Genomic DNA, 20,119 nt, shown 5'->3' on the forward strand with positions numbered 1-20,119 from the left:
TCCTGACCTGCGGTCGGTGGACCGATCCATATACCGAAACTGTCCCGGCTAGGAGAAAACGTTGAAGAGCACCGTCGAGCAGCTGAGCCCGACGCGCGTGAAGATCAATGTCGAGGTGCCGTTCGACGAGCTCAAACCGAACTTCGACCGCGCCTACCGCAAGATCGCTCAGCAGGTCCGGATTCCCGGCTTCCGGCCCGGCAAGGCCCCGGCCCGCGTTCTCGAGAGCCGGATCGGCCGTGCCCCGGTGCTCGACGAGGTCGTCAACGAGGCCATCCCGGCGAAGTACCTGGAGGCCGTCCGGACCGGTGAGGTCCGCACCCTCGGCCAGCCCGACTTCGAGGTGACCAAGCTCGAGGACCGTGAGGTCCTGGAGTTCAGCGCCGAGGTCGACGTGCGTCCCGAGATCACCCTCCCCGACCTCGACGACCTCGAGGTGAGCGTGGCCGACGTCGAGCTCGAGGACTCGGAGGTCGACGAGCAGCTCGACGAGCTGCGCGCCCGCTTCGGCACCCTCACCGGTGTCGACCGGCCCGCGGAGAACGGTGACTTCGTCTCCATCGACCTCGCGGCGACCGTCGACGGCGAGGAGGTGCCGGACGCGTCCACGTCCGGGCTGTCCTACGAGATCGGCTCCGGTCAGCTCGTCGACGGCATCGACGAGGCGATCATCGGCGCTAACGCGGGCGAGACCAAGACGTTCACCACCAAGCTGGTGGCCGGTGAGCACGCCGGCAAGGACGCCGAGGTCACCGTCAAGGTCAACTCGATCAAGCAGCGCGAGCTGCCCGAGGCCGACGACGAGTTCGCCCAGCTCGCGAGCGAGTTCGACACGCTCGACGAGCTGAAGGACGACCTGCGCGAGCGGCTCGGCCGCATGAAGAAGATGCAGCAGGGCGTCGAGGCGAGGGACAAGGTCCTCGAGGCGCTCTTGGAGCGGGTCGAGGTGCCGCTCCCGGAGAAGGTCCTCGAGGCCGAGATCTCCAACCGCAAGCACGACGCGATCCACCCCTTCGACCACGACGAGGACGCCTTCAAGGCCTCGCTCGAGGCGCAGGGCGGCAACCCCGAGGAGTGGGAGAACGAGGTCCGCACCGAGGCCGAGAAGTCCGTGCGCACCCAGCTCCTGCTGGACACCATCGCGGACGAGAAGAACGTCCAGGTGAACGACTCGGAGCTGACCGAGCGGATCATCTACCAGGCCCAGCGCTTCGGCGTCAGCCCGGACGAGTACGTCCAGCGCGCCCAGCAGTCGGGCCAGCTCGGCGCGATCTTCGCCGACGTGCGCCGCGGCAAGGCGCTCGCGTCGGTCGTGCGCGGTGCGACGGTCACCGACGCGTCGGGTGCCGCCATCGACCTCGAGGAGCTGTTCGGCCCCGAGGAGCAGGCGGAGGCAGCGGCCGAGGACGCCGGCGAGCAGCCGGAGACCGAGGCCGGTGAGACCGGGGTCACGGAGGAGGCGGCCGCGACCCCGAACAAGTGACCCATTCTCATGCTCTGAGCGAACTCGGGCGGTGTCAGGCATTCGGCGCCGCCCGAGTTCGTTAGGGTCGGTTGCAAGATCTGAGACTTCTGAAAAGGCAGGCAGACGTGACGCAGCACATGCCAGAGGGGCGTACCAGCACCGCGGGGCTCAACCTGACCGACTCGGTGTACGAGCGGCTGCTGCAGGAGCGCATCGTGGTGCTCGGGTCCGAGGTCAATGACGAGGTCGCGAACCGCATCACCGCGCAGCTGCTGCTGCTCGCCGCGGAGGACTCCCAGTCGGACATCCGCTTCTACATCAACTCGCCCGGTGGCTCCGTGACCGCAGGTTTCGCCATCTACGACACGATGCAGCTCATCGAGCCGGACGTGGCGACCTACGCGATGGGCATGGCGGCCTCCATGGGGCAGTTCCTCCTGTCCTCGGGCACGCCCGGCAAGCGCTACGCGCTGCAGCACGCCCGCATCCTCATGCACCAGCCTTCGGCGGGCGTCGGCGGCACGGCGTCCGACATCGCCATCCAGGCCGAGGTGTTCGGCAAGTGGAAGCAGGAGCTGGCGCGGATCACCGCGGACCAGACGGGTCAGAGCGTGGAACAGATCCTCGCCGACGGTGACCGTGACCGCTGGTTCACCGCCGACGAGGCCAAGGACTACGGCTTCGTCGACCAGGTGCTCACCCGCGAGAACCCGCACCCGAACACGAACTCGAACTGACCGGGCCGGTAGGAGGAGAAAGACCCATGAACAACTCGTATCTTCCGCAGTCCCGGTACGTGCTGCCCTCGTACGTGGAGCGCACCAGCTACGGCGTCAAGGAGTCCAACCCGTACAACAAGCTGTACGAGGAGCGCGTCATCTTCCTCGGCGTGCAGGTTGACGACGCCTCGGCCAACGACGTGATGGCCCAGCTGCTGCACCTCGAGCACGAGGACCCGGACCGCGACATCACGATCTACATCAACTCGCCCGGTGGCTCGTTCACCGCGCTGATGGCGATCTACGACACGATGCAGTACGTCCGCCCCGACATCCAGACGGTGTGCCTTGGCCAGGCCGCCTCGGCCGCTGCGGTGCTGCTGGCCGCGGGCACCAAGGGCAAGCGGCTCGCGCTGCCCAACGCCCGCGTGCTGATCCACCAGCCCGCCACCGAGGGCACCTACGGCCAGGTGTCGGACCTGGAGATCCAGGCCAACGAGATCCAGCGCGTGCGCCGCCTCATGGAGGTCACGCTGGCCAAGCACACGAACAAGACCGCCGACGAGGTCAAGGCCGACATCGAGCGCGACAAGATCCTCACGCCGGACGAGGCCAAGGAGTACGGGATCATCGACGAGGTGCTCCCGTACCGCAAGGCTTCCGACAGCTGAGTCGACGGCCCGCGGGTGGGTGCGTGTCGGGCGACGACACGCACCCACCCGCGGGGCTATCGTGACCCGCACGCCCGGAATTACCGTTGGTCCTCCCGCCGGGCGCTTGGGGCGGGTACCGTCAATGGCAGCGCTTCGGCCCCACTCTCGGGGAGGGGCCGGCGAGACGAGTCAGGTGCACCTGGGGCACCGGAGGGGACGAGGTCAGCGGTCATGGCACGCATCGGCGACGGCGGAGACCTGCTGAAGTGCTCTTTCTGCGGCAAGAGCCAGAAACAGGTGAAGAAGCTCATCGCCGGGCCAGGCGTCTACATCTGCGATGAGTGCATCGACCTGTGCAACGAGATCATCGAGGAGGAGCTGGCCGAGGCCGGCGACGTCAAGCTCGACGAGCTGCCCAAGCCCGCGGACATCCACGAGTTCCTCGAGCAGTACATCATCGGCCAGGACGACGCCAAGCGCGCGCTCGCGGTCGCGGTGTACAACCACTACAAGCGCATCCAGTCCGAGAGCAAGTCGGGTCCCAAGGACTCCAAGGACGAGCCGGTAGAGCTCGCCAAGTCCAACATCCTGATGCTCGGGCCCACCGGGTGCGGCAAGACCTACCTCGCGCAGACGCTGGCGAAGCTGCTGAACGTCCCGTTCGCGATCGCCGACGCCACGGCGCTCACCGAGGCCGGCTACGTCGGTGAGGACGTCGAGAACATCCTGCTCAAGCTCATCCAGGCCGCCGACTACGACGTGAAGCGCGCCGAGACCGGCATCATCTACATCGACGAGGTCGACAAGATCGCCCGCAAGTCGGAGAACCCCTCGATCACCAGGGACGTGTCCGGCGAGGGCGTCCAGCAGGCGCTGCTGAAGATCCTGGAGGGCACCACCGCGTCGGTGCCGCCGCAGGGCGGCCGCAAGCACCCGCACCAGGAGTTCATCCAGATCGACACCACGAACGTGCTGTTCATCGTGGCGGGTGCGTTCGCGGGCCTCGAGAAGATCATCAACGACCGCATCGGCAAGCGTGGCCTCGGCTTCGGCGCGGAGATCCGCACCAAGCGTGAGATCGAGGAGAGCGACGTCTTCTCCGACACCATGCCGGAGGACCTCATCAAGTACGGGCTGATCCCCGAGTTCATCGGGCGTCTGCCCGTGGTCGCGAGCGTGACGAACCTCGACAAGCCGTCGCTGGTGAAGATCCTCACCGAGCCGCGCAACGCGCTGATCAAGCAGTACAAGAAGCTCTTCGAGATGGACAACGTCGAGCTCGAGTTCACCAAGACCGCGCTCGAGGCCATCGCCGACCAGGCCCTGCTCAGGGGCACCGGCGCCCGTGGCCTCCGCGCGATCATGGAGGAAGTGCTGCAGCCGGTGATGTACGACATCCCGAGCCGCGACGACGTGGCGAAGGTCGTGATCACCGAGCAGACGGTGCGCGAGAACGTGAACCCCACCATCGTGTCGCGGCAGCCGTCGCGAAGGCAGCGCAGCGAGCGCGGCGAGAAGTCGGCCTGAGCCCGGCTGACCGCGTCCGATGAGTTCGTCACCGCTTCCGGGTCCCGGCGGGCAGCCGTCTCACGGCGTGCGCGAGTTCGGGGACGTGGCCGAACGGCTCGTGGCCGTGCTGCGCCTGCGGCGCCCCCGCGTGCAGCGGGCGACGCTGATCGTGCTCGGGGTGCTGGCCGCGGTGTGCGTCGCGGCCACCTTGACGCGGTTGTCGCCGCTGCCGCTGTTGCCGTTGGCCCCGTTCGGGGCGGCGGCTTTCGCCTGCTGGCGGGCCTCCTCCGCCGACAGCGACCGGCAGGTGGTGGGCTGGTCGGCGGTGACCGCGCTGGCGACGGCTGTTGCTTTCTGGCTCCTCGGCTTTGTCGGCCGTATCCTCTGAACTGGTTTCGCGCGGGTCGTCGGTGGCTATCGCTAACCAGCAGGGAAGCGCGTCGAACGAAGAGGACCGCAGGTTGTGACGACGATACGCGACATGGACGCCGGTGCGTTCATCCATCCGGCGCTCTTCTATCGCGACGAGTCGACGTATCTGGCCGGCACCGTCCCGTTCGTGCTCGACGGCCTCGCTGGGGGCGAGCCCGTTGCGGTGGCGGTTCCCGGGCGGAACCTGGCCCGGATCGAGGACGCGCTGGGCGATGCCGCGGGCGAGGTCCTGCTGATCGACATGGGCGACGCGGGGCGCAATCCGGGCCGGATCATCCCTGGTGTGCTGCGTGCGTTCGCCGACGCCCACCCCGGCCCGGTGCGCATCATCGGCGAGCCGATCTGGGCCGGCCGCAGCGAGGACGAGTACCCGGCCTGTGCCCAGCACGAGGCATTGATCAACGCCGCTTTCGCGGGCCGGGAGGCCACCATCCTGTGCCCGTACGACACGACGAGCCTGGCGGCGTCGGTGCTGGCCGACGCGGAGGCCACCCACCCGCTGCTGATCGACGACATCGGGCAGACCGTCAGCGAGCGCTACTCGCCCGACGACATCGTGGCGACGTACAACGCCCCGCTGTCGCCGTCGCCCGCCGCGGCCGCGATGACCTTCACCGTCAGTGAGCTGGCCAGGGTCCGGCATTTCGCGTTCGACTTCGCCGCCGACGCCGGGCTGCCGGGGGAGCGGCTACAGGACCTCGTGCTGGCCGTGGGTGAGCTGACCGGCAACAGTGTGCAGCACGGCGGGGGCGGCGGCGAGCTGCGGCTGTGGGCCGAAGGCGGCCACCTCGTGTGCGAGGTCGAGGACTCGGGTCAGCTCGCCGATCCGCTGGCGGGACGCCGCCCGGTGCCGCTGAGCCAGGTCGGCGGCCGCGGCCTGCTCCTGGTCAACCACATCGCCGACCTGGTGCGCACGTACCGCACCGACAGCGGCACCATCACGAGGGTCTACCTTCGCTTGCCCTAGGCCGTGTCTGACGATGGCGCTCGCAGGGCGGCCTCAGCCGCGAGCTAATCCATCCGCAGGCGCGGCGCGTGCCGGCCGAGGAAGTGGACCAGGCTCGGCACCGTGCTCCGGAAGAACTTCCCGTTGTGTCCGCCCGGCGCGGTGTGCGCCAGCTCGGGCCTGGCCCGCCGGATGAACTGCCGCACGCCCTTGATGAACGGGTCCTGCTCGCCGCACCACACGGCGGTCGGGGTGCCCCGGGTGGCGCCGATGTGGCGCAACGGGTCCAGCGACGCCCACTCCGCCTCGTCGGCGAAGGCCTTGCGCTTGCGCATCTGCCTCCACGACGTGATCAACGCGGGGGAGATCGCCGTGATGGCGTCGACCGGGTCGTGCCGCTCGTTGCGCCGCCGGGCGTAGACGAACGCGCCGAAGCCGCCCATCGAGGTGCCGGTGACGGCGAACGGCTTGCCCTTCGCGTCGCCGAGGCCACGCTCGCGCAGCCAGCCGGGTATCTCGTCGAGCAGCATGGCCAGCGGGTCGTCGCCGGGGTGGTGCTCGTGCCAGTAGCTGTTGCCCCCGTCCACGGCGACGAACCCGAACGGCGGCACCCTGCCGTTGGAGATGTCCCTGCCGAGCCGGTGGGCGAGGCCCGGCGGAGCCGCGTTGCGGGCGGAGCCGTTGCGCCCGTGCAGCAGCACCGACATGGGCAGCCCTGGCGGCGGTTTCCGGGTCGGCAGCACGAGCACGAGGTCGACGTGGCGGCCCCGAGCGTGCGAGTACACGCGGTCGGCCACGGTGGCACCGGGACCGGAGAGGACGGCGGGGAACGACGAGCTCGCCGAGCGGCGCAGCGCCGAAGCGGGGGTGGAGGACGACTCGCTGAGGACACCGGTCGTGATCGCCGCGGCGGCTCCCACACCGGAAGCCACACCGGCCAGCAGGACCGCCCGCCTGCTCGGCCCGCGAGCCGCACCGTCTCGCCCTGCCGGCACACGTCCTCCCTCCAGCTCGCCGTCCTCAGCCTTCCATGATCCTCTTTTCCCCGGTGTAGAGGTTCATGCTCTCGCCGCGCAGGAAACCGACGAGGGTCATGCCGTTCTCCTCGGCGAGTTCCACGGCGAGCGACGACGGAGCCGACACCGCGGCGAGCATGGGCATACCCGCCATCGCCGCCTTCTGAACCAGCTCGAAGGAAGCCCTCCCGGAGACCAGCAGGCCGCAGTCGGACAGCGGGATGCGCCCTTCGAGCAGTGCCCAGCCGAGTACCTTGTCGACGGCGTTGTGCCTGCCCACGTCCTCCCGCACGGCCAGCAGCCGCCCTTCGGAGGTGAACAGCCCGGCCGCGTGCAGGCCGCCGGTCGCGGCGAACACCCGCTGCCGTTCGCGCAGGGCGTCGGGCAGGCCTGCCAGCACGGTCGTGCTGACCGTGAACGGCGAGCCGGACGGGTCGAACCGGGTGCGCAGCTTGACGGCGTCGAGCGCGGCCTTGCCGCACACCCCGCACGAGGACGTCGTGTAGAAGTTGCGCTCGACGCCCGTGTCCGGCTCCGGCACGCCCTCGGCGAGCGCGAGGTCGAGCACGTTGTAGGTGTTGCGGCCGGTGTCGTCGACGCTGTCGCAGTAGCGGGCGGTGGCGATGTCCTCGCGCGAGCCGATGACGCCCTCGGAGAGCAGGAAGCCGTGGGCGAGCTCCACGTCGTGTCCGGGTGTGCGCATGGTCACCGCGAGCGGTTTGCCGGAGACCCGCAGCTCGAGGGGCTCTTCCGCGGCCAGCGCGTCCGGCCTGCGCCGTTGCCCGTCGGCGGTGAGCTTGCGTACCGGTCTGCGTACCGTCACTCTGCCCATAGGACCTCACTCCCCACCGACGTTCGACAGCCCTTTGCTGCGAGCGTCCACTTCGTGTAATACATTCTCGGCTAGCGAAGTCTTCGCATACTTTCGACAGTATTCAGTGTACGGAGGTGCCGGAGTGGCACTCGGTTTCCTGGACCGTTCTCACAGCATCGCACCAGCGAACTGGAGCCGGTGGCTGGTTCCCCCGGCCGCCCTCTCCGTACACCTGGCGATCGGGCAGGTCTACGCCTGGAGTGTGTTCAAACCGCCGCTGGAGGAGGCCCTCGGGCTCAGTGGCACCGAGAGTGCCCTTCCGTTCCAGCTCGGCATCGTGATGCTCGGGCTCTCGGCCGCGTTCGGCGGCACGCTCGTGGAGCGCAACGGGCCGCGCTGGGCGATGTTCGTGTCGATGACGTGCTTCTGCTCCGGCTTCCTCGTCTCGGCGCTGGGTGTGGCGCTCTCGCAGTACTGGCTCGTGGTGCTCGGCTACGGCGTCATCGGCGGGATCGGGCTCGGCATCGGCTACATCTCACCGGTGTCGACCCTCATCAAATGGTTTCCCGACCGGCCGGGCATGGCCACCGGCATCGCCATCATGGGCTTCGGAGGCGGTGCCCTGATCGCCTCGCCGTGGTCGAGCCAGATGCTGGAGTCCTTCGGCGGGACCACGAGCGGCATCGCCACCGCGTTCCTCGTGCACGGCCTTGTGTACCTCGTCTTCATGTCGATGGGCGTGCTGCTGGTCCGCGTGCCCGCCGAGGGCTGGAAGCCGGCGGGCTGGAATCCCGGAGACGGCACCGCCGGCAAGATGATCACCACGGCACACGTCTCCGCGCGCAACGCGATCAGGACCCCGCAGTTCTGGCTGCTGTGGGTGATCCTGTGCTTCAACGTCACCGCGGGCATCGGCATCCTGGAGAAGGCCTCGCCGATGATCACGGAGTTCTTCCGCGAGACGTCCACGCCGGTCGGTGCCGCCTCCGCGGCCGGGTTCGTGGGGCTGCTGTCGCTGACCAACATGCTCGGCCGGTTCGTCTGGTCGTCCACATCGGACATCGTCGGGCGGAAGAACATCTACCGCCTCTACCTCGGGGTCGGCGCGCTGCTGTACCTCGTCATCGCGCTCACCACCAACACCTCGAAGCTCGTGTTCGTGTTGTGCGCCATGGTGATCCTGTCGTTCTACGGCGGCGGGTTCGCGACGGTGCCCGCGTACCTCAAGGACCTGTTCGGCACCTATCAGGTCGGCGCTATCCACGGCAGGCTGCTCACCGCGTGGTCGGCGGCGGGCGTGCTTGGCCCGCTGATCGTCAACGCGATCGCCGACAGCCAGGAGGCGGCGGGCAAACAGGGACCCGCCCTCTACTCGACGTCGCTGTTCATCATGATGGGCCTGCTGATCGTCGGCTTCATCGCCAACGAGCTGGTGCGGCCCGTCCACCCGAAGTTCCACGAGCCCTCCGCCGAGCAGGCGGTCGGCTCGGAGAAGGAGGCCCGGTGAGCGAGACACCCGAGTCCCGGCCCGCGCGACGGACGCCGTTGCTGGTCCTCGTGTGGTTGTGGGTCGGCCTGCCCTTCGCCTACGGCCTCTACGAGCTGATCAGGAAGGTCGTGCAGCTCTTCGGCGGTTGAGACCACGCTTTACCAGCCGGTTACGTTCCGCGTCTTGCCAACTCGTTAGCGAGCGGAAAGACTAGCGGGCGTTGCCTGGGGCTGGGGAGGTTGGTGTGGTCGCACCGCGTTCGGTTCGTCGAGCTGTGCTCGTGGTCCTGCTGGCGCTGGTGCTGCCGGTGCTGACCGTCCCCGCGCAGGCGCAGACCCCCTCGGCGCACCGGGATCCCGGCAACGGCGCCGAGCGCAGCACGGCCGCGGCGACCGCCGTGCCAGCACGCGCGCTGGTCGCCGCCGAGGACGAGAACCGCCGAGGCGGCGGCCGGCAGGGCTATCCGCGGCAGACCGAGCTGCGGGTCTTCCCCGAGGAACCGGCCGACAAGGCCATCAAGCTCGGGCTGCTGCCCTACCACGCGATCGCGCCGAGGCTCAACGACCTGCAGGACCGAAGCGACCGGGTTTCAGCCGAGGTCATCGGGCAGAGCACGCTCGGGCGCGACCTGTACCTGGTGACGGTGACAGCACCCGAGACGCCTGCGCAGGCGCGGCAGCAGGACCATTGGCGTGAGCTCATCGAGAACGATCCCCGCGCGGCGGCGCGCGACCGCGGGCTCGCCGCGGGCTACAAGGCGCCGGTGTGGATCAACGCGAACATCCACGGCGACGAGTGGGAGGGCACCGACGGCGCCATGCGCGTGATCGAGGACCTCGCGACCACCACCGACCCCGCCGAGGTGCGGATGTTGCAGAGCACCCGGATCTACTTCACCGTCACCAACAACCCCGACGGCCGCGTGGCGGGCACGAGGGCCAACGCGGCCGGGTTCGACGTCAACCGCGACCACATCACGTCGACCCAGCCGGAGTCGAGGGCGGTGCGCGACGTGGTGATCGGCACGCAGCCGCTGGTGATGCTCGACGAACACGGCTACACCGGCACCACGCTGATCGAGCCGGGAACCCCGCCGCACGGCCAGAACTACGAGTACGACCTGTACCTCAAGCACGCCTACGAGAACGCACTCGGCATGGAGAAGGCCATCGCCGGGCTCGGGCACCCCGAGACCGCCCGCGCCGACATCCCCTTCCGCGACTACCCGCCTGGCGAGTGGGACGACTGGCCGCCGATCTTCACCCCCATGTACGCGATCTACCACGGCGCCATCGGGCACACGGTCGAGGTGCCGCTGCGGGTCAACCGTGGCGAGTACGATCAGCTGCCGGTCGAGGAGCTGCGCCGCCGCTCGGGCATCAACACCGACGTCGCCGCCACCACGATCACCGCGGGCATCGCCTACGCCGAGGACAACCGGCGCGAGCTGATCGCCGACCAGATCGAGATGTTCCGCCGCGGCTGGGCCGGTGAGCCGCAGCGGGAGATCCCGGACGGCTATGTGCCCGGATTCGGCGAGGAGGACCGCTACTCGGCCGAGTTCCCCCGCGCCTACGTCATCCCCGCCGGCGACGCGCAGCGCTCGGCGCCCGCCGCCGCGCGGCTCGTGGACCATCTGATCGCCAACGACGTGCGCGTGACCCGTGCCCTGCACCCGTTCCGGCTCGCGGGCCGGACCTATCCGGCCGGCTCCTACGTGGTCGACATGCACCAGCCCAAGCGCGGGCTCGCCAACGTGATCCTCGCCGAGGGCAAGGACATCTCCGCCGACGTGCCAAGGATGTACGACATCTCCGGCTGGAGCCTCGGGCTGCTCTGGGGCGCCACGGTGGACGTCTCGCGCGAGCAGGCGCCGAAGGTGCGGACCACGCCGGTGTCGGTGGCGTCGCCGACGGGTGGTATCGACGTCCCGCGCGGCAGGGACCTCGCGCTCGCCGTGGCCGACGGCAAGGACGTGCAGGCGGTGAACTTCCTCGCCGGACAGGGGGTCACGGCGCACCGGCAGGACGACGGCACCGTCGTGGTGCCCGCGTCCGCGCGGCGGCAGGCCGAGACGGCGGCCGAGCGCTTCGGCGTGCGGTTCACCCGTGCGCCCTCGGGCGAGCGCGGGCCGGTGCTGCGCAAACCGGTGATCGCCGCGGCCGTGTCGGCCGATGAGCTGTTCGTGCTGCGGGAGCTGGGTTTCGACGTGCGGCCCCTCTCGACGCGGGCGCTCAACGACGGCTTCGACCTCGCCGGGGTGGACACGCTGTTCGTGTCGGCGGGGCTCTCCTACTCGCAGCTGACCGGCGAGGCGAGGCAGCGGCTCGCCGCGTTCCTCACCGACGGCGGTGTGGTGACCAGGGGCTCGACGGGTGCGACGTTCAACGCCGAGGCCGGGTTGCTTCCCGTCACCGCGGTCAGGGGCCGCTCCGATGCCAACGGTGTGGTCGCCGTGTCGGGCGGCGAGGGCGTCACCGGCGCGGGCTCGCCTGCCCATTCGTTCGTGTACTCGCCGTTGTGGTTCACGGACCTGGGTTCCGGCGTGGTCGCCGAGCAGCGGTACGCCGAGGACGGCCCGCTCGTGGCGGGGCACTGGCTGCCCGGGTCCGCCGACCGCGGCCCGGCCCAGGCGGCGGGTGAGGCGTCGGTGGTGTCCGGGGTCGCCGGTGCGGGTGCGCGCACGGTGCTCTTCGGCACGGAGCCGCTGTTCCGCGGTCACCCGAAGGGGTTGTACTCGCAGGTCGCCAAGGCGCTGTACTGGACGGCAGTAGGCTAGGCGGCATGAGCTCGAACCGCCCCGCCTTCCACCTCGCCATTCCCGTCGACGACCTGGGTAAGGCCCGCGACTTCTACGGTGGCGTGCTCGGGTTTCCCGAGGGCCGCTCCGACACGGCGTGGGTGGACTGGAACGTCCACGGCCACCAGGTGGTGACCCACGTGGTGCCGGGGCACAAGCCGACCGCGGGGCACAACCCGGTCGACGGCCACGCGGTTCCCGTTCCCCACTTCGGGCTGATCCTGCCGGTCGACGGCTTCCACGAGCTGGCCGAGCGGCTGCGGGCGGCGGGCACCGAGTTCGTCATCGAGCCGTACCAGCGCTTCGCGGGCGAGCCGGGGGAGCAGTGGACGATGTTCCTGCTCGACCCGGCGGGTAACGCGCTGGAGTTCAAGGCTTTCGCCGACGAGTCGCAGATCTTCGCGAAGTAGCGGTTCTCCTGCGAACGTCGTCCACGGCCTCTAGGCTCGGGGAATGCTGATCGCTGAGGACCTGCTCCTGCTGGTGTTCGACGACACCGAGGGCAAGCCGGTCTCCGGGGTGCACAACCTGGAGTACTCACTGGCCGGGGCGCTGCTGATCGAGCTGGCGATGCTGGGCCGGGTCGACGTCACCCCCGAGTCCGACGACGGCAAGGCGGGCAGGCTCGCGGTCAGGGACGACTCACCGGCCGGGCATGGCGTGCTCGACGGCGCGCTCGCGACGCTGTCCACAATGGAGGGCCGGAAGCCGAAGGACGCGATCGGCCCGCTGACGGGCCAGGGACTGTCCGAGCGTCTGCTCGCAGGGCTCGCCGAGCGGGGCATCCTTCGCCGCGAGGAAGGCAGGATCCTCAAGCTCTTTCCTGTCACGCGCTGGCCCGCCGAGGACTCCCGGGACGAGGAGCGGACGCGGGCCGAGCTCGACCGTGTGCTCGTTCACGGGGAGGACCCGGGTGAGCGCACCGGCGCGCTGATCGCGCTGCTCACCGGCATGGGCGTGGTCACTCGCGTCGTAGAGAGCGACGATCCCGGTCTGGTCGAGCGCAGGGCCAAGGAGATCGCCGAGGGCAACTGGGCCGGCGAGGCCATGCGCAAGGCCGTCGAGGAGATGACGGCGGCGGTGATGGTCGCCCTGTTCGTCCCGACGATCCTCACGACCCCCAACACGTAGCCCCGGCCAACCGCAGTGAAGGCCACCTTCACTGCGTTCAACGCAGTGAAGGTGGCCTTCACTGCTTTGGGTCAGGCGGCGGTCAGGCGCGTTCGAGCCGGACCACGATCGCCTTCGACGCCGGTGTGTTGGACGTCCTCGCCACGGAGTCCAGTGGCACCAGCGCGTTCGCCTCGGGGAAGTACGCCGCGGCGCAGCCCCGTGCGGTCGGGTAGCCCACGACGCGGAACCGCTCGGCCCTGCGGTCGCCGTCCGACCACTCGGACACCAGGTCCACCAGCTCGCCGTCCGCGATCCCGAGGTCGGTGAGGTCGGCCGGGTTCACGAACACCACACGCCGCCCGTCCTCCACGCCGCGGTAGCGGTCGGAGAGGCCGTAGATCGTGGTGTTGTACTGGTCGTGGCTGCGCAGCGTCTGCAGCAGCAGCCTGCCCTCGCCCACGGTGGGGTACTCCAGCTCGTTCACCCCGAACATCGCCTTGCCCGTCAGGGTTCCGGTGAACTCGCGGGAGTCTCGCGGCGGGTTGGGCAGCACGAACCCGTCCGGCTCACGCACCCGCGCGTTGTAGTCCTCGCAGCCGGGCACCACGCGCGCGATGCGGTCGCGGATCGCGTCGTAGTCGCGCTCGAACTCGCGCCACGGCACCGGGTGCTCCTCGCCGAACAGCGCCCGTGCGAGCCGGCACAGGATCGCGACCTCGGAGAGCAGGTGCTCGCTCGCGGGCGCCAGCCGACCCCGCGAGGCGTGCACCGCCGACATCGAGTCCTCCACCGTCACGAACTGCTCGCCGCCCGCCTGCACGTCCCGCTCGGTGCGGCCCAGGGTCGGCAGGATGAGCGCCGTGCGGCCGTGCACCACGTGCGATCGGTTGAGCTTGGTCGACACGTGCACGGTCAGCTCGCACGAGCGCAGCGCCCGCTCGGTCAGCTCGGTGTCCGGGGTCGCCGAGGCGAAGTTGCCACCCACGGCGAAGAACACCTTGCCCTGTCCGTCGCGCATCGCGCGGATGGAGTCCACGACGTCGAAGCCGTGCTGCCGGGGCACGGGGATGCCGAACTCCGTCTCCAGCGCCGCGAGGAACGGTTCGGGCATCTTCTCCCAGATGCCCATCGTGCGGTCGCCCTGGACGTTCGAGTGCCCGCGCACGGGGCACAGGCCCGCGCCCGGCTTGCCGACCATGCCGCGCAGCAGCGCGAGGTTCGCGACCTCCTGGATGGTGGGCACGGCGTGCTTGTGCTGCGTCAGGCCCATCGCCCAGCAGTAGACCGTGCGCTCCGACTCGGCGATCATGCCGGCGACCTTCGCGATCTGCTCGCGCGCGAGCCCGGTCGCGCGGTCGACCTCGGCCCAGTCGAGGGCGCGCACCTGCTTGGCGTAGTCGGCGAAGTCGTGCGTGGACTTCTCGATGAAGCCGGTGTCGAGTACCGTGCCGGGCGCCGCGTCCTCCCACCGCAGCAACAGGTTTCCGATCGCCTGGAACAGCGCGAGGTCGCCGCCGAGGCGGATCTGGCAGAACTCGTCGGCCAGCGGGCTGCCCTTGCCGACGACGCCGCGCACGTTCTGCGGGTTCTTGAACCGCAGCAGCCCGGCTTCCGGCAACGGGTTCACCGCGATCACCTTGGCGCCCTTGGCCTTCGCCCGCTCCAGCGCCGAGAGCATCCTCGGGTGGTTGGTGCCGGGGTTCTGTCCGATCACGACGATCAGGTCGGCCTCATGAATGTCGGCCAGCGACACCGTGCCCTTGCCGATGCCCGTCGACGCCGACAGCGCCGCGCCCGACGACTCGTGGCACATGTTGCTGCAGTCGGGCAGGTTGTTGGTGCCGAACGAACGCACCAGCAGCTGGTAGAGGAACGCCGCCTCGTTGCTCGTGCGCCCGGAGGTGTAGAAGATCGCCTCGTTCGGATCGGCCAGGCCTCGCAGCTTCTCGGCTGTCAGCGCGAACGCGTCGTCCCACGAGATCGGCTCGTAGTGCGTGGCGCCCTCGCGCAGCACCATCGGCTGCGTCAGGCGGCCCTGCTGGCCGAGCCAGTAGTCGCTCTTGTCCGCGAGGTCGGCGATCGAGTGGGTCGCGAAGAACTCGGGACCCACCCTGCGCTTGGTCGCCTCCTCGGCGACGGCCTTGGCGCCGTTCTCGCAGAACTCGGCGAACTTGCGGTGCTCGCCGTCGGACTCCCTCGGCTCCGGCCACGCGCAGCCGGGGCAGTCGTAGCCCTCGCGCTGGTTCAGCAGGCGGAGCGTGCGGACGGTCCGTCCGGCGCCCATCTGCTCGAAGCCCCGGCGCAGCGACACCGCCACACCGGGCAGGCCCGCTGCCCACTCCTTGGGTTTGCCGACTTCCAGCTGGTTCTCGTCGACGTCGTGCTCCGGTGCGTGTCGTGCCACGTCCGCCATTCTCAGCCGACGGGGCCCTCGGCGCCGTCGCCCGAGGCTGTCTGCTTGATCACACCCCGAGTGCGACCTCGCCCATCAGGTAGCAGACGTGCCCGCCGCGCATGCGCTGGAAGCGGGCCACGATGTCGGTGTGGGTGCAGGAGAAGGCGTGGCCGATGTGCAGTGAGCCGCTCACCGTGGGTGGCGGGGTGCCGATCGAGAAGACCCCGGCCCGCGTGCCGGGCGGGGTGAAGCGGTAGGCGCCCAGCGGCCCACCGCACGTCGAGACCGTCGAGCGACGGCCGGTCCGGGACGTCCGGGGTGACCTCGGCCACGCGGCCATCATGGGCGGGCCCGGGCGTCGGTGACGAGCGGAAAACGGCGGTTCGTAGACTGACTGGTTGTGACGGAGAAGACGCCCCAGCAGCAGACCGACCTGCCCAACGCCTGGAACCCGGCCGACGAAGAGGCCGCCCTGTACCAGCGCTGGGTAGACGCGGGCTACTTCACCGCCGACGCGTCGTCGGACAAGCCGCCGTTCACGATCGTGCTACCCCCGCCGAACGTCACCGGCAGCCTGCACATGGGCCACGCGCTGAACCACACCGTGATGGACGCGCTCACGCGCCGTCGCCGGATGCAGGGCTACGAGGTGCTGTGGCTGCCCGGCATGGACCACGCGGGCATCGCCACCCAGAACGTCGTCGAGCGGCAGCTCGCCAACGAGGGCGTCTCCCGGCACGACCTCGGCCGGGAGCGTTTCGTCGAGCGCGTCTGGGAGTGGAAGGCCGAGTACGGCGGCAAGATCCTCGACCAGATGCGCAGGCTCGGCGACGGTGTCGACTGGTCGCGCGAGCGGTTCACGATGGACGAGACGCTCTCGCGCGCCGTCCAGACGATGTTCAAGAAGCTCTACGACGACGGCCTGATCTACCGCGCCGAGCGCATCATCAACTGGTGCCCGCGTTGCCACACGGCGCTGTCGGACATCGAGGTCGACCACTCCGACGACGACGGCGAGCTCGTCTCGATCCGCTACGGCGACGCAGACGCCGCGATCGTGGTGGCCACCACGCGTGCGGAGACGATGCTCGGCGACACGGCCGTCGCGGTGCACCCCGACGACGAGCGCTACGCGCACCTGGTGGGCACCGAGGTGGAGCTGCCGCTCACCGGCCGCCGGATCCCGATCGTGGCCGACAAGCACGTCGACCCCGAGTTCGGCACCGGCGCCGTGAAGGTGACGCCGGCGCACGACCCCAACGACTTCGAGATCGGCAGGCGCCACGACCTGCCGATGCTGTCCATCATGGATGAACGCGCGGTGATCACCGCGCACGGCCCGTTCGAGGGCATGGACCGGTTCGAGGCGCGCCCCGCCGTGGTCGCCGCGCTGCGTGAGCAGGGCCGGATCGTCGCGGAGAAGCGGCCGTACGTGCACGCCGTCGGGCACTGCTCCCGCTGCGACACGGTGGTGGAGCCGAGGCTGTCGCTGCAGTGGTGGGTCAAGGTCGAGCCGCTGGCCCGCGCCGCGGGCGACGCCGTGCGCGATGGCCGCACCAAGGTCCACCCCCCGGAGCTGGCCAAGCGCTACTTCGACTGGGTCGACAACATGCACGACTGGACGATCTCGCGCCAGCTGTGGTGGGGGCACCGGATTCCGGTCTGGTACGGCCCCGACGGCGAGACCGTGTGCGTCGGCCCCGACGAGCAGCCGCCGTCGGGCGAGGGCTGGCACCAGGACCCCGACGTGCTGGACACGTGGTTCTCGTCCGGCCTGTGGCCGTTCTCGACGATGGGCTGGCCGGAGCAGTCCGCCGACCTGGCGAAGTTCTATCCGACCAGCGTCCTGTCGACCGGCTACGACATCCTCTTCTTCTGGGTCGCCAGGATGATGATGTTCGGCCTGTACGCGATGGACGAGGTCCAGCCCTTTGACCACATCTACCTGCACGGGCTCATCCGCGACGCGAACGGCAAGAAGATGTCGAAGTCGCGCGGCAACGTGATCGACCCGCTCGACTGGATGGACCGCTTCGGTGCCGACGCCACGCGCTTCACGCTCGCGAGGGGCGCCAACCCGGGCGCCGACATGGCACTGGCGGAGGAGTGGGCCGCCGGTTCGCGCAACTTCTGCACGAAGCTGTGGAACGCAACGCGGTTCGCGATCATGAACGGCGCCACCGTGGCCACCCCGCTGCCCGCCGCCGAGGACCTCACCGAGGCCGACCGCTGGATCCTCGGCAGGCTCGCCGCCGTGGTGTCCGAAGTGGACGAGCTGCTGGAGGACTTCCAGTTCGCCAAGGCCACCAACGCGCTCTACCACTTCACGTGGGACGAGCTGTGCGACTGGTACCTGGAGCTGGCGAAGGTCCAGTTCTCCGGCGACAAGGCCGAGGGCACGCGTGCGGTGCTCGGGCACGCGCTGGACACCGTGCTGCGGCTGCTGCACCCGTTCATCCCGTTCATCACGGAACGCCTGTGGACCACGCTCACCGGCGGCGAGGGAGAGTCGCTCGTCGTCGCGCAGTGGCCGAGCGCGGACGCGCTGCCCGTCGCCGACGCCACGGCCGACGCACGCATCACCGACGTGCAGAAGCTCGTGACCGAGATCCGCCGGTTCCGCTCCGACCAGGGCCTCAAGCCGGGGCAGCGCGTCACCACCCGGCTCTCGGGCCCCGGTTTCGCCGCGCTGGCCGGGCACGAGGAGGCGATCCGCTCGCTGGCCCGCCTCGGTGCCCCGGGGGACGACTTCGCGGCGACGGCGTCGTTGGAGGTCTCACTCGCGAGCGGCGCGGCGACTGTCGAGGTGGACACCTCGGGCACGATCGACGTCGCCGCCGAGCGCAAGCGCCTGGAGAAGGACCTCGCCGTGGCGGAGAAGGAGCTCAGGCAGACCGAGGGCAAGCTCGGCAACCAGGCGTTCCTCGACAAGGCTCCCGCCGAGGTCGTGGACAAGATCCGCGTGCGCCGCGACACGGCGGCCGCCGACATCGAGCGCATCACGGCTCGCCTGGAGGCCCTGCCGTCCTGATTTGCCGATTCGGCAAAGTGGTTTGCGTTCCGGCTCTGTTCGGGTGCATGGTCGTCTCGGAGGTGGTTTCGGGATGACCGGCACAGGCGAGGAGTTCGACAGGGCGTTCTGGGAGGAGCGCTACCACGGCCACGGTGGGCACGGCGGCGGTCGGCCCAACCCGCAGCTGGTGGCCGAGGTCGCCGAGCTGCCGCCTGGCACGGCGCTGGACGCGGGCTGTGGCGCGGGAGCCGACGCGATCTGGTTGGCCGCGCGCGGCTGGCGGGTCACGGCGGTGGACATCGCCGAGGCCGCGCTGGACCGCGCGCGCCGGCACGCCGCCGACGCGGCTGAGGAGGTCGCGGGGCGGATCGAGTGGGTGCGCGCCGATCTGACGGAGTGGGCTCCTCCGGAGCGGTTCGACCTCGTCACGACGCATTACGTGCACGCGGCCGGGTCACAGGACGAGCTGGTCCGCACGCTGGCGGGCCTGGTGGCTCCCGGCGGCACGCTGCTCGTGGTCGGGCACCACCACGGCGATCCGAGCATCGCCTCGACGCATTTCACCGCCGATGAGGTCGCGGCCGTGCTCGACCCGGACGTCTGGACCGTCGCCGTCGCCGAATCGAGAACCCGCCCGGCCCCAGCAGGCCACGGGGGCACCATGCACGACACGGTCCTCCGCGGCCACCGCCGCCCCGTGTGACGCTCCCCAAGGCCACCTTTGTTGCGCTCAACGCAACAAAGGTGGCCTTGGGGGCAGTTCAGGCGGCGTGCTGGAGGGCGCCGATGATCTCCTTGGCTACACCCGCCATGCCCGAGCGGCGTGGGTGGTACGAGGCGGCGGCGAGCACGTCGGTGTCCTTGCCCTGTATCCACGCGTCGGCTCCGGCGCACGCGTCGTGCCCGAGCGAGGCCGGGTACATGTCGACAAAGGTCGAGCGGCCGTCCTCGGCGACCGCCTTCGCGAGTGCTGCGTTGAGGGTCTCCTCGATGTCGTTCAGCCACACGTAGTCGCCGTCGGCGAACGGCAGCACGTCCGGGCAGGTCCCGCTCGGCGGCGCGATGCGTGGGTAGCCGATCACCAGGACCGTCGCCCGCGGCGAGCGCTCGTGGATGCCGGCCAGCACCTCGGACACCCGCTCGCCCGTGTCCGCGATCGCGGCCTTCAGCGTGTCGACGCCGTCCACGGTGAAGTGCTCCTGGCACGGCGCACCGGCCGGATCGGACGCGCGCAGGGTCGGGCAGACGCCCACGACGTTGCCGAACACGCCGTGGTCGTTGCCGCCGATGCCCAGCGTCACGAGGTCGGTCTCGGGCCGCAGCGCGTCGAACTGTGGTGCGTTGACCCCGAGTGTGACCTCCTGTGGCTGCGTCATGTGCGTCGTGTCCGCGCCGCCGCAGCTCACGTCGGTGAACCGCTTGACGCCGAGCTGCCTGGCGACCATCGACGGGTAGTTGTTGGTCGAGCGCGCGCACCCGATCGGATCGAGCCGCTGCAGCGGGATCAGCGGCCCCGAGGTGTAGGAGTCGCCGAGTGCGACGTAGCGCTTGATCTGCTGTTTCGCCGTCGCCGCGCCCGAGCCGGCGAGCACCAGCGCGAGTACCGACGCGAGCAGGATGGCCAGCCGCCGCCTGCCGTGCATGTGAGCCCCCGTTCCCCGCGGTGTTCCCCTTCAATTCCTAGCCGTGAGCGGGGCCTTCTGGGTAGTTCCGAACGGGTGCTTCGCCCGATTCGGCCACGGCACCGTTCAGCCC

The 20,119-nt window shown here is 69.9% G+C and carries 18 protein-coding genes; 13 read left to right on the top strand and 5 right to left on the bottom strand.

Annotated elements, in window-relative coordinates; all coding sequences use genetic code 11:
• Window positions 1-61 precede the first annotated feature (61 nt).
• The 6 genes from tig to FCN18_RS24000 all read left to right on the top strand — a co-directional run bounded on the left by tig (window position 62) and on the right by FCN18_RS24000 (window position 5,745).
• Window positions 62-1,483 carry a trigger factor gene (gene tig, locus FCN18_RS23975; RefSeq protein WP_112275536.1) on the top strand — a complete coding sequence of 474 codons (1,422 nt, stop codon included), beginning with the start codon at window positions 62-64 and terminating at the stop codon, window positions 1,481-1,483.
• Between the two features lie 107 nt (window positions 1,484-1,590).
• On the top strand, window positions 1,591-2,202 hold the full coding sequence (locus tag FCN18_RS23980) for a ClpP family protease (protein WP_255565735.1): 612 nt from the start codon (window positions 1,591-1,593) through the stop codon (window positions 2,200-2,202).
• Between the two features lie 26 nt (window positions 2,203-2,228).
• Window positions 2,229-2,855 (top strand): ATP-dependent Clp protease proteolytic subunit, encoded by a 627-nt coding sequence (locus FCN18_RS23985; protein ID WP_110342856.1) that lies wholly within the window; start codon window positions 2,229-2,231, stop codon window positions 2,853-2,855.
• Between the two features lie 213 nt (window positions 2,856-3,068).
• Window positions 3,069-4,364, top strand: a complete 1,296-nt coding sequence (gene clpX / locus FCN18_RS23990) for an ATP-dependent Clp protease ATP-binding subunit ClpX (protein ID WP_112275540.1) — start codon at window positions 3,069-3,071, stop codon at window positions 4,362-4,364.
• Window positions 4,365-4,431: 67 nt separating this feature from the next.
• Window positions 4,432-4,734 carry a hypothetical protein gene (locus tag FCN18_RS23995; RefSeq protein WP_137096125.1) on the top strand — a complete coding sequence of 101 codons (303 nt, stop codon included), beginning with the start codon at window positions 4,432-4,434 and terminating at the stop codon, window positions 4,732-4,734.
• 75 nt (window positions 4,735-4,809) lie between these two features.
• Window positions 4,810-5,745 (top strand): anti-sigma factor RsbA family regulatory protein, encoded by a 936-nt coding sequence (locus FCN18_RS24000; RefSeq protein ID WP_407675789.1) that lies wholly within the window; start codon window positions 4,810-4,812, stop codon window positions 5,743-5,745.
• Between the two features lie 44 nt (window positions 5,746-5,789).
• On the opposite strand, the gene FCN18_RS24005 is transcribed toward FCN18_RS24000, so the two are convergent.
• Both FCN18_RS24005 and fdhD read right to left on the bottom strand, forming a co-directional pair.
• A complete protein-coding gene (locus FCN18_RS24005) occupies window positions 5,790-6,719 on the bottom strand; it encodes an alpha/beta hydrolase (protein ID WP_137096126.1) in 930 nt (309 codons plus the stop codon).
• 25 nt (window positions 6,720-6,744) lie between these two features.
• Window positions 6,745-7,572, bottom strand: a complete 828-nt coding sequence (gene fdhD / locus FCN18_RS24010) for a formate dehydrogenase accessory sulfurtransferase FdhD (protein ID WP_137096127.1) — start codon at window positions 7,570-7,572, stop codon at window positions 6,745-6,747.
• Window positions 7,573-7,696: 124 nt separating this feature from the next.
• Here fdhD and FCN18_RS24015 point away from each other — a divergent pair, with 124 nt between their 5' ends.
• From FCN18_RS24015 to FCN18_RS24030, 5 genes are all read left to right on the top strand, one after another.
• A complete protein-coding gene (locus FCN18_RS24015) occupies window positions 7,697-9,061 on the top strand; it encodes an L-lactate MFS transporter (protein WP_112275548.1) in 1,365 nt (454 codons plus the stop codon).
• On the top strand, window positions 9,058-9,192 hold the full coding sequence (locus tag FCN18_RS40610) for an MFS transporter small subunit (protein WP_255565667.1): 135 nt from the start codon (window positions 9,058-9,060) through the stop codon (window positions 9,190-9,192). The genes FCN18_RS24015 and FCN18_RS40610 overlap by 4 nt, the downstream gene beginning before the upstream one ends.
• Window positions 9,193-9,287: 95 nt before the next feature.
• On the top strand, window positions 9,288-11,822 hold the full coding sequence (locus FCN18_RS24020) for a M14 family zinc carboxypeptidase (RefSeq protein ID WP_228714102.1): 2,535 nt from the start codon (window positions 9,288-9,290) through the stop codon (window positions 11,820-11,822).
• A 5-nt stretch (window positions 11,823-11,827) separates the two neighbouring features.
• Window positions 11,828-12,253, top strand: a complete 426-nt coding sequence (locus FCN18_RS24025; protein ID WP_112275552.1) for a VOC family protein — start codon at window positions 11,828-11,830, stop codon at window positions 12,251-12,253.
• A gap of 43 nt (window positions 12,254-12,296) precedes the next feature.
• The gene (locus tag FCN18_RS24030; RefSeq protein WP_137096129.1) at window positions 12,297-12,974 is read left to right on the top strand and encodes a GOLPH3/VPS74 family protein; all 678 of its coding nucleotides are present in this window, start codon (window positions 12,297-12,299) and stop codon (window positions 12,972-12,974) included.
• A gap of 82 nt (window positions 12,975-13,056) precedes the next feature.
• Here the strand turns inward: FCN18_RS24030 and FCN18_RS24035 are convergent, their stop codons facing one another.
• Both FCN18_RS24035 and FCN18_RS24040 read right to left on the bottom strand, forming a co-directional pair.
• A complete protein-coding gene (locus FCN18_RS24035) occupies window positions 13,057-15,360 on the bottom strand; it encodes an FdhF/YdeP family oxidoreductase (RefSeq protein WP_137096130.1) in 2,304 nt (767 codons plus the stop codon).
• Window positions 15,361-15,418: 58 nt separating this feature from the next.
• Complete coding sequence (locus FCN18_RS24040) at window positions 15,419-15,694, bottom strand: class I tRNA ligase family protein (RefSeq protein ID WP_137096131.1); 276 nt, start codon at window positions 15,692-15,694, stop codon at window positions 15,419-15,421.
• A gap of 57 nt (window positions 15,695-15,751) precedes the next feature.
• Here FCN18_RS24040 and FCN18_RS24045 point away from each other — a divergent pair, with 57 nt between their 5' ends.
• Both FCN18_RS24045 and FCN18_RS24050 read left to right on the top strand, forming a co-directional pair.
• Window positions 15,752-18,382 (top strand): valine--tRNA ligase, encoded by a 2,631-nt coding sequence (locus FCN18_RS24045; protein WP_137096132.1) that lies wholly within the window; start codon window positions 15,752-15,754, stop codon window positions 18,380-18,382.
• Window positions 18,383-18,455: 73 nt separating this feature from the next.
• Window positions 18,456-19,067 (top strand): class I SAM-dependent methyltransferase, encoded by a 612-nt coding sequence (locus tag FCN18_RS24050; protein WP_113641505.1) that lies wholly within the window; start codon window positions 18,456-18,458, stop codon window positions 19,065-19,067.
• Window positions 19,068-19,125: 58 nt separating this feature from the next.
• Here FCN18_RS24050 and FCN18_RS24055 read toward each other — a convergent pair whose 3' ends face one another.
• Window positions 19,126-20,007, bottom strand: coding sequence for an SGNH/GDSL hydrolase family protein (locus FCN18_RS24055; RefSeq protein WP_137096133.1), 882 nt, complete (start codon window positions 20,005-20,007; stop codon window positions 19,126-19,128).
• Window positions 20,008-20,119 lie beyond the last annotated feature (112 nt).

Source organism: Prauserella endophytica (genome assembly GCF_005146945.1).
Classification (GTDB): domain Bacteria; phylum Actinomycetota; class Actinomycetes; order Mycobacteriales; family Pseudonocardiaceae; genus Prauserella_A; species Prauserella_A endophytica.

Coding starts and splice junctions, on each gene's coding strand:
- FCN18_RS24025 (WP_112275552.1), top strand. CDS start 11,828: ATGAGCTCGAACCGCCCCGCCTTCCACCTCGCCATTCCCGTCGACGAC.
- FCN18_RS24055 (WP_137096133.1), bottom strand. CDS start 20,007: ATGCACGGCAGGCGGCGGCTGGCCATCCTGCTCGCGTCGGTACTCGCG.
- FCN18_RS24040 (WP_137096131.1), bottom strand. CDS start 15,694: ATGATGGCCGCGTGGCCGAGGTCACCCCGGACGTCCCGGACCGGCCGT.
- clpX (WP_112275540.1), top strand. CDS start 3,069: ATGGCACGCATCGGCGACGGCGGAGACCTGCTGAAGTGCTCTTTCTGC.
- FCN18_RS23985 (WP_110342856.1), top strand. CDS start 2,229: ATGAACAACTCGTATCTTCCGCAGTCCCGGTACGTGCTGCCCTCGTAC.
- FCN18_RS24030 (WP_137096129.1), top strand. CDS start 12,297: ATGCTGATCGCTGAGGACCTGCTCCTGCTGGTGTTCGACGACACCGAG.
- fdhD (WP_137096127.1), bottom strand. CDS start 7,572: ATGGGCAGAGTGACGGTACGCAGACCGGTACGCAAGCTCACCGCCGAC.
- FCN18_RS24050 (WP_113641505.1), top strand. CDS start 18,456: ATGACCGGCACAGGCGAGGAGTTCGACAGGGCGTTCTGGGAGGAGCGC.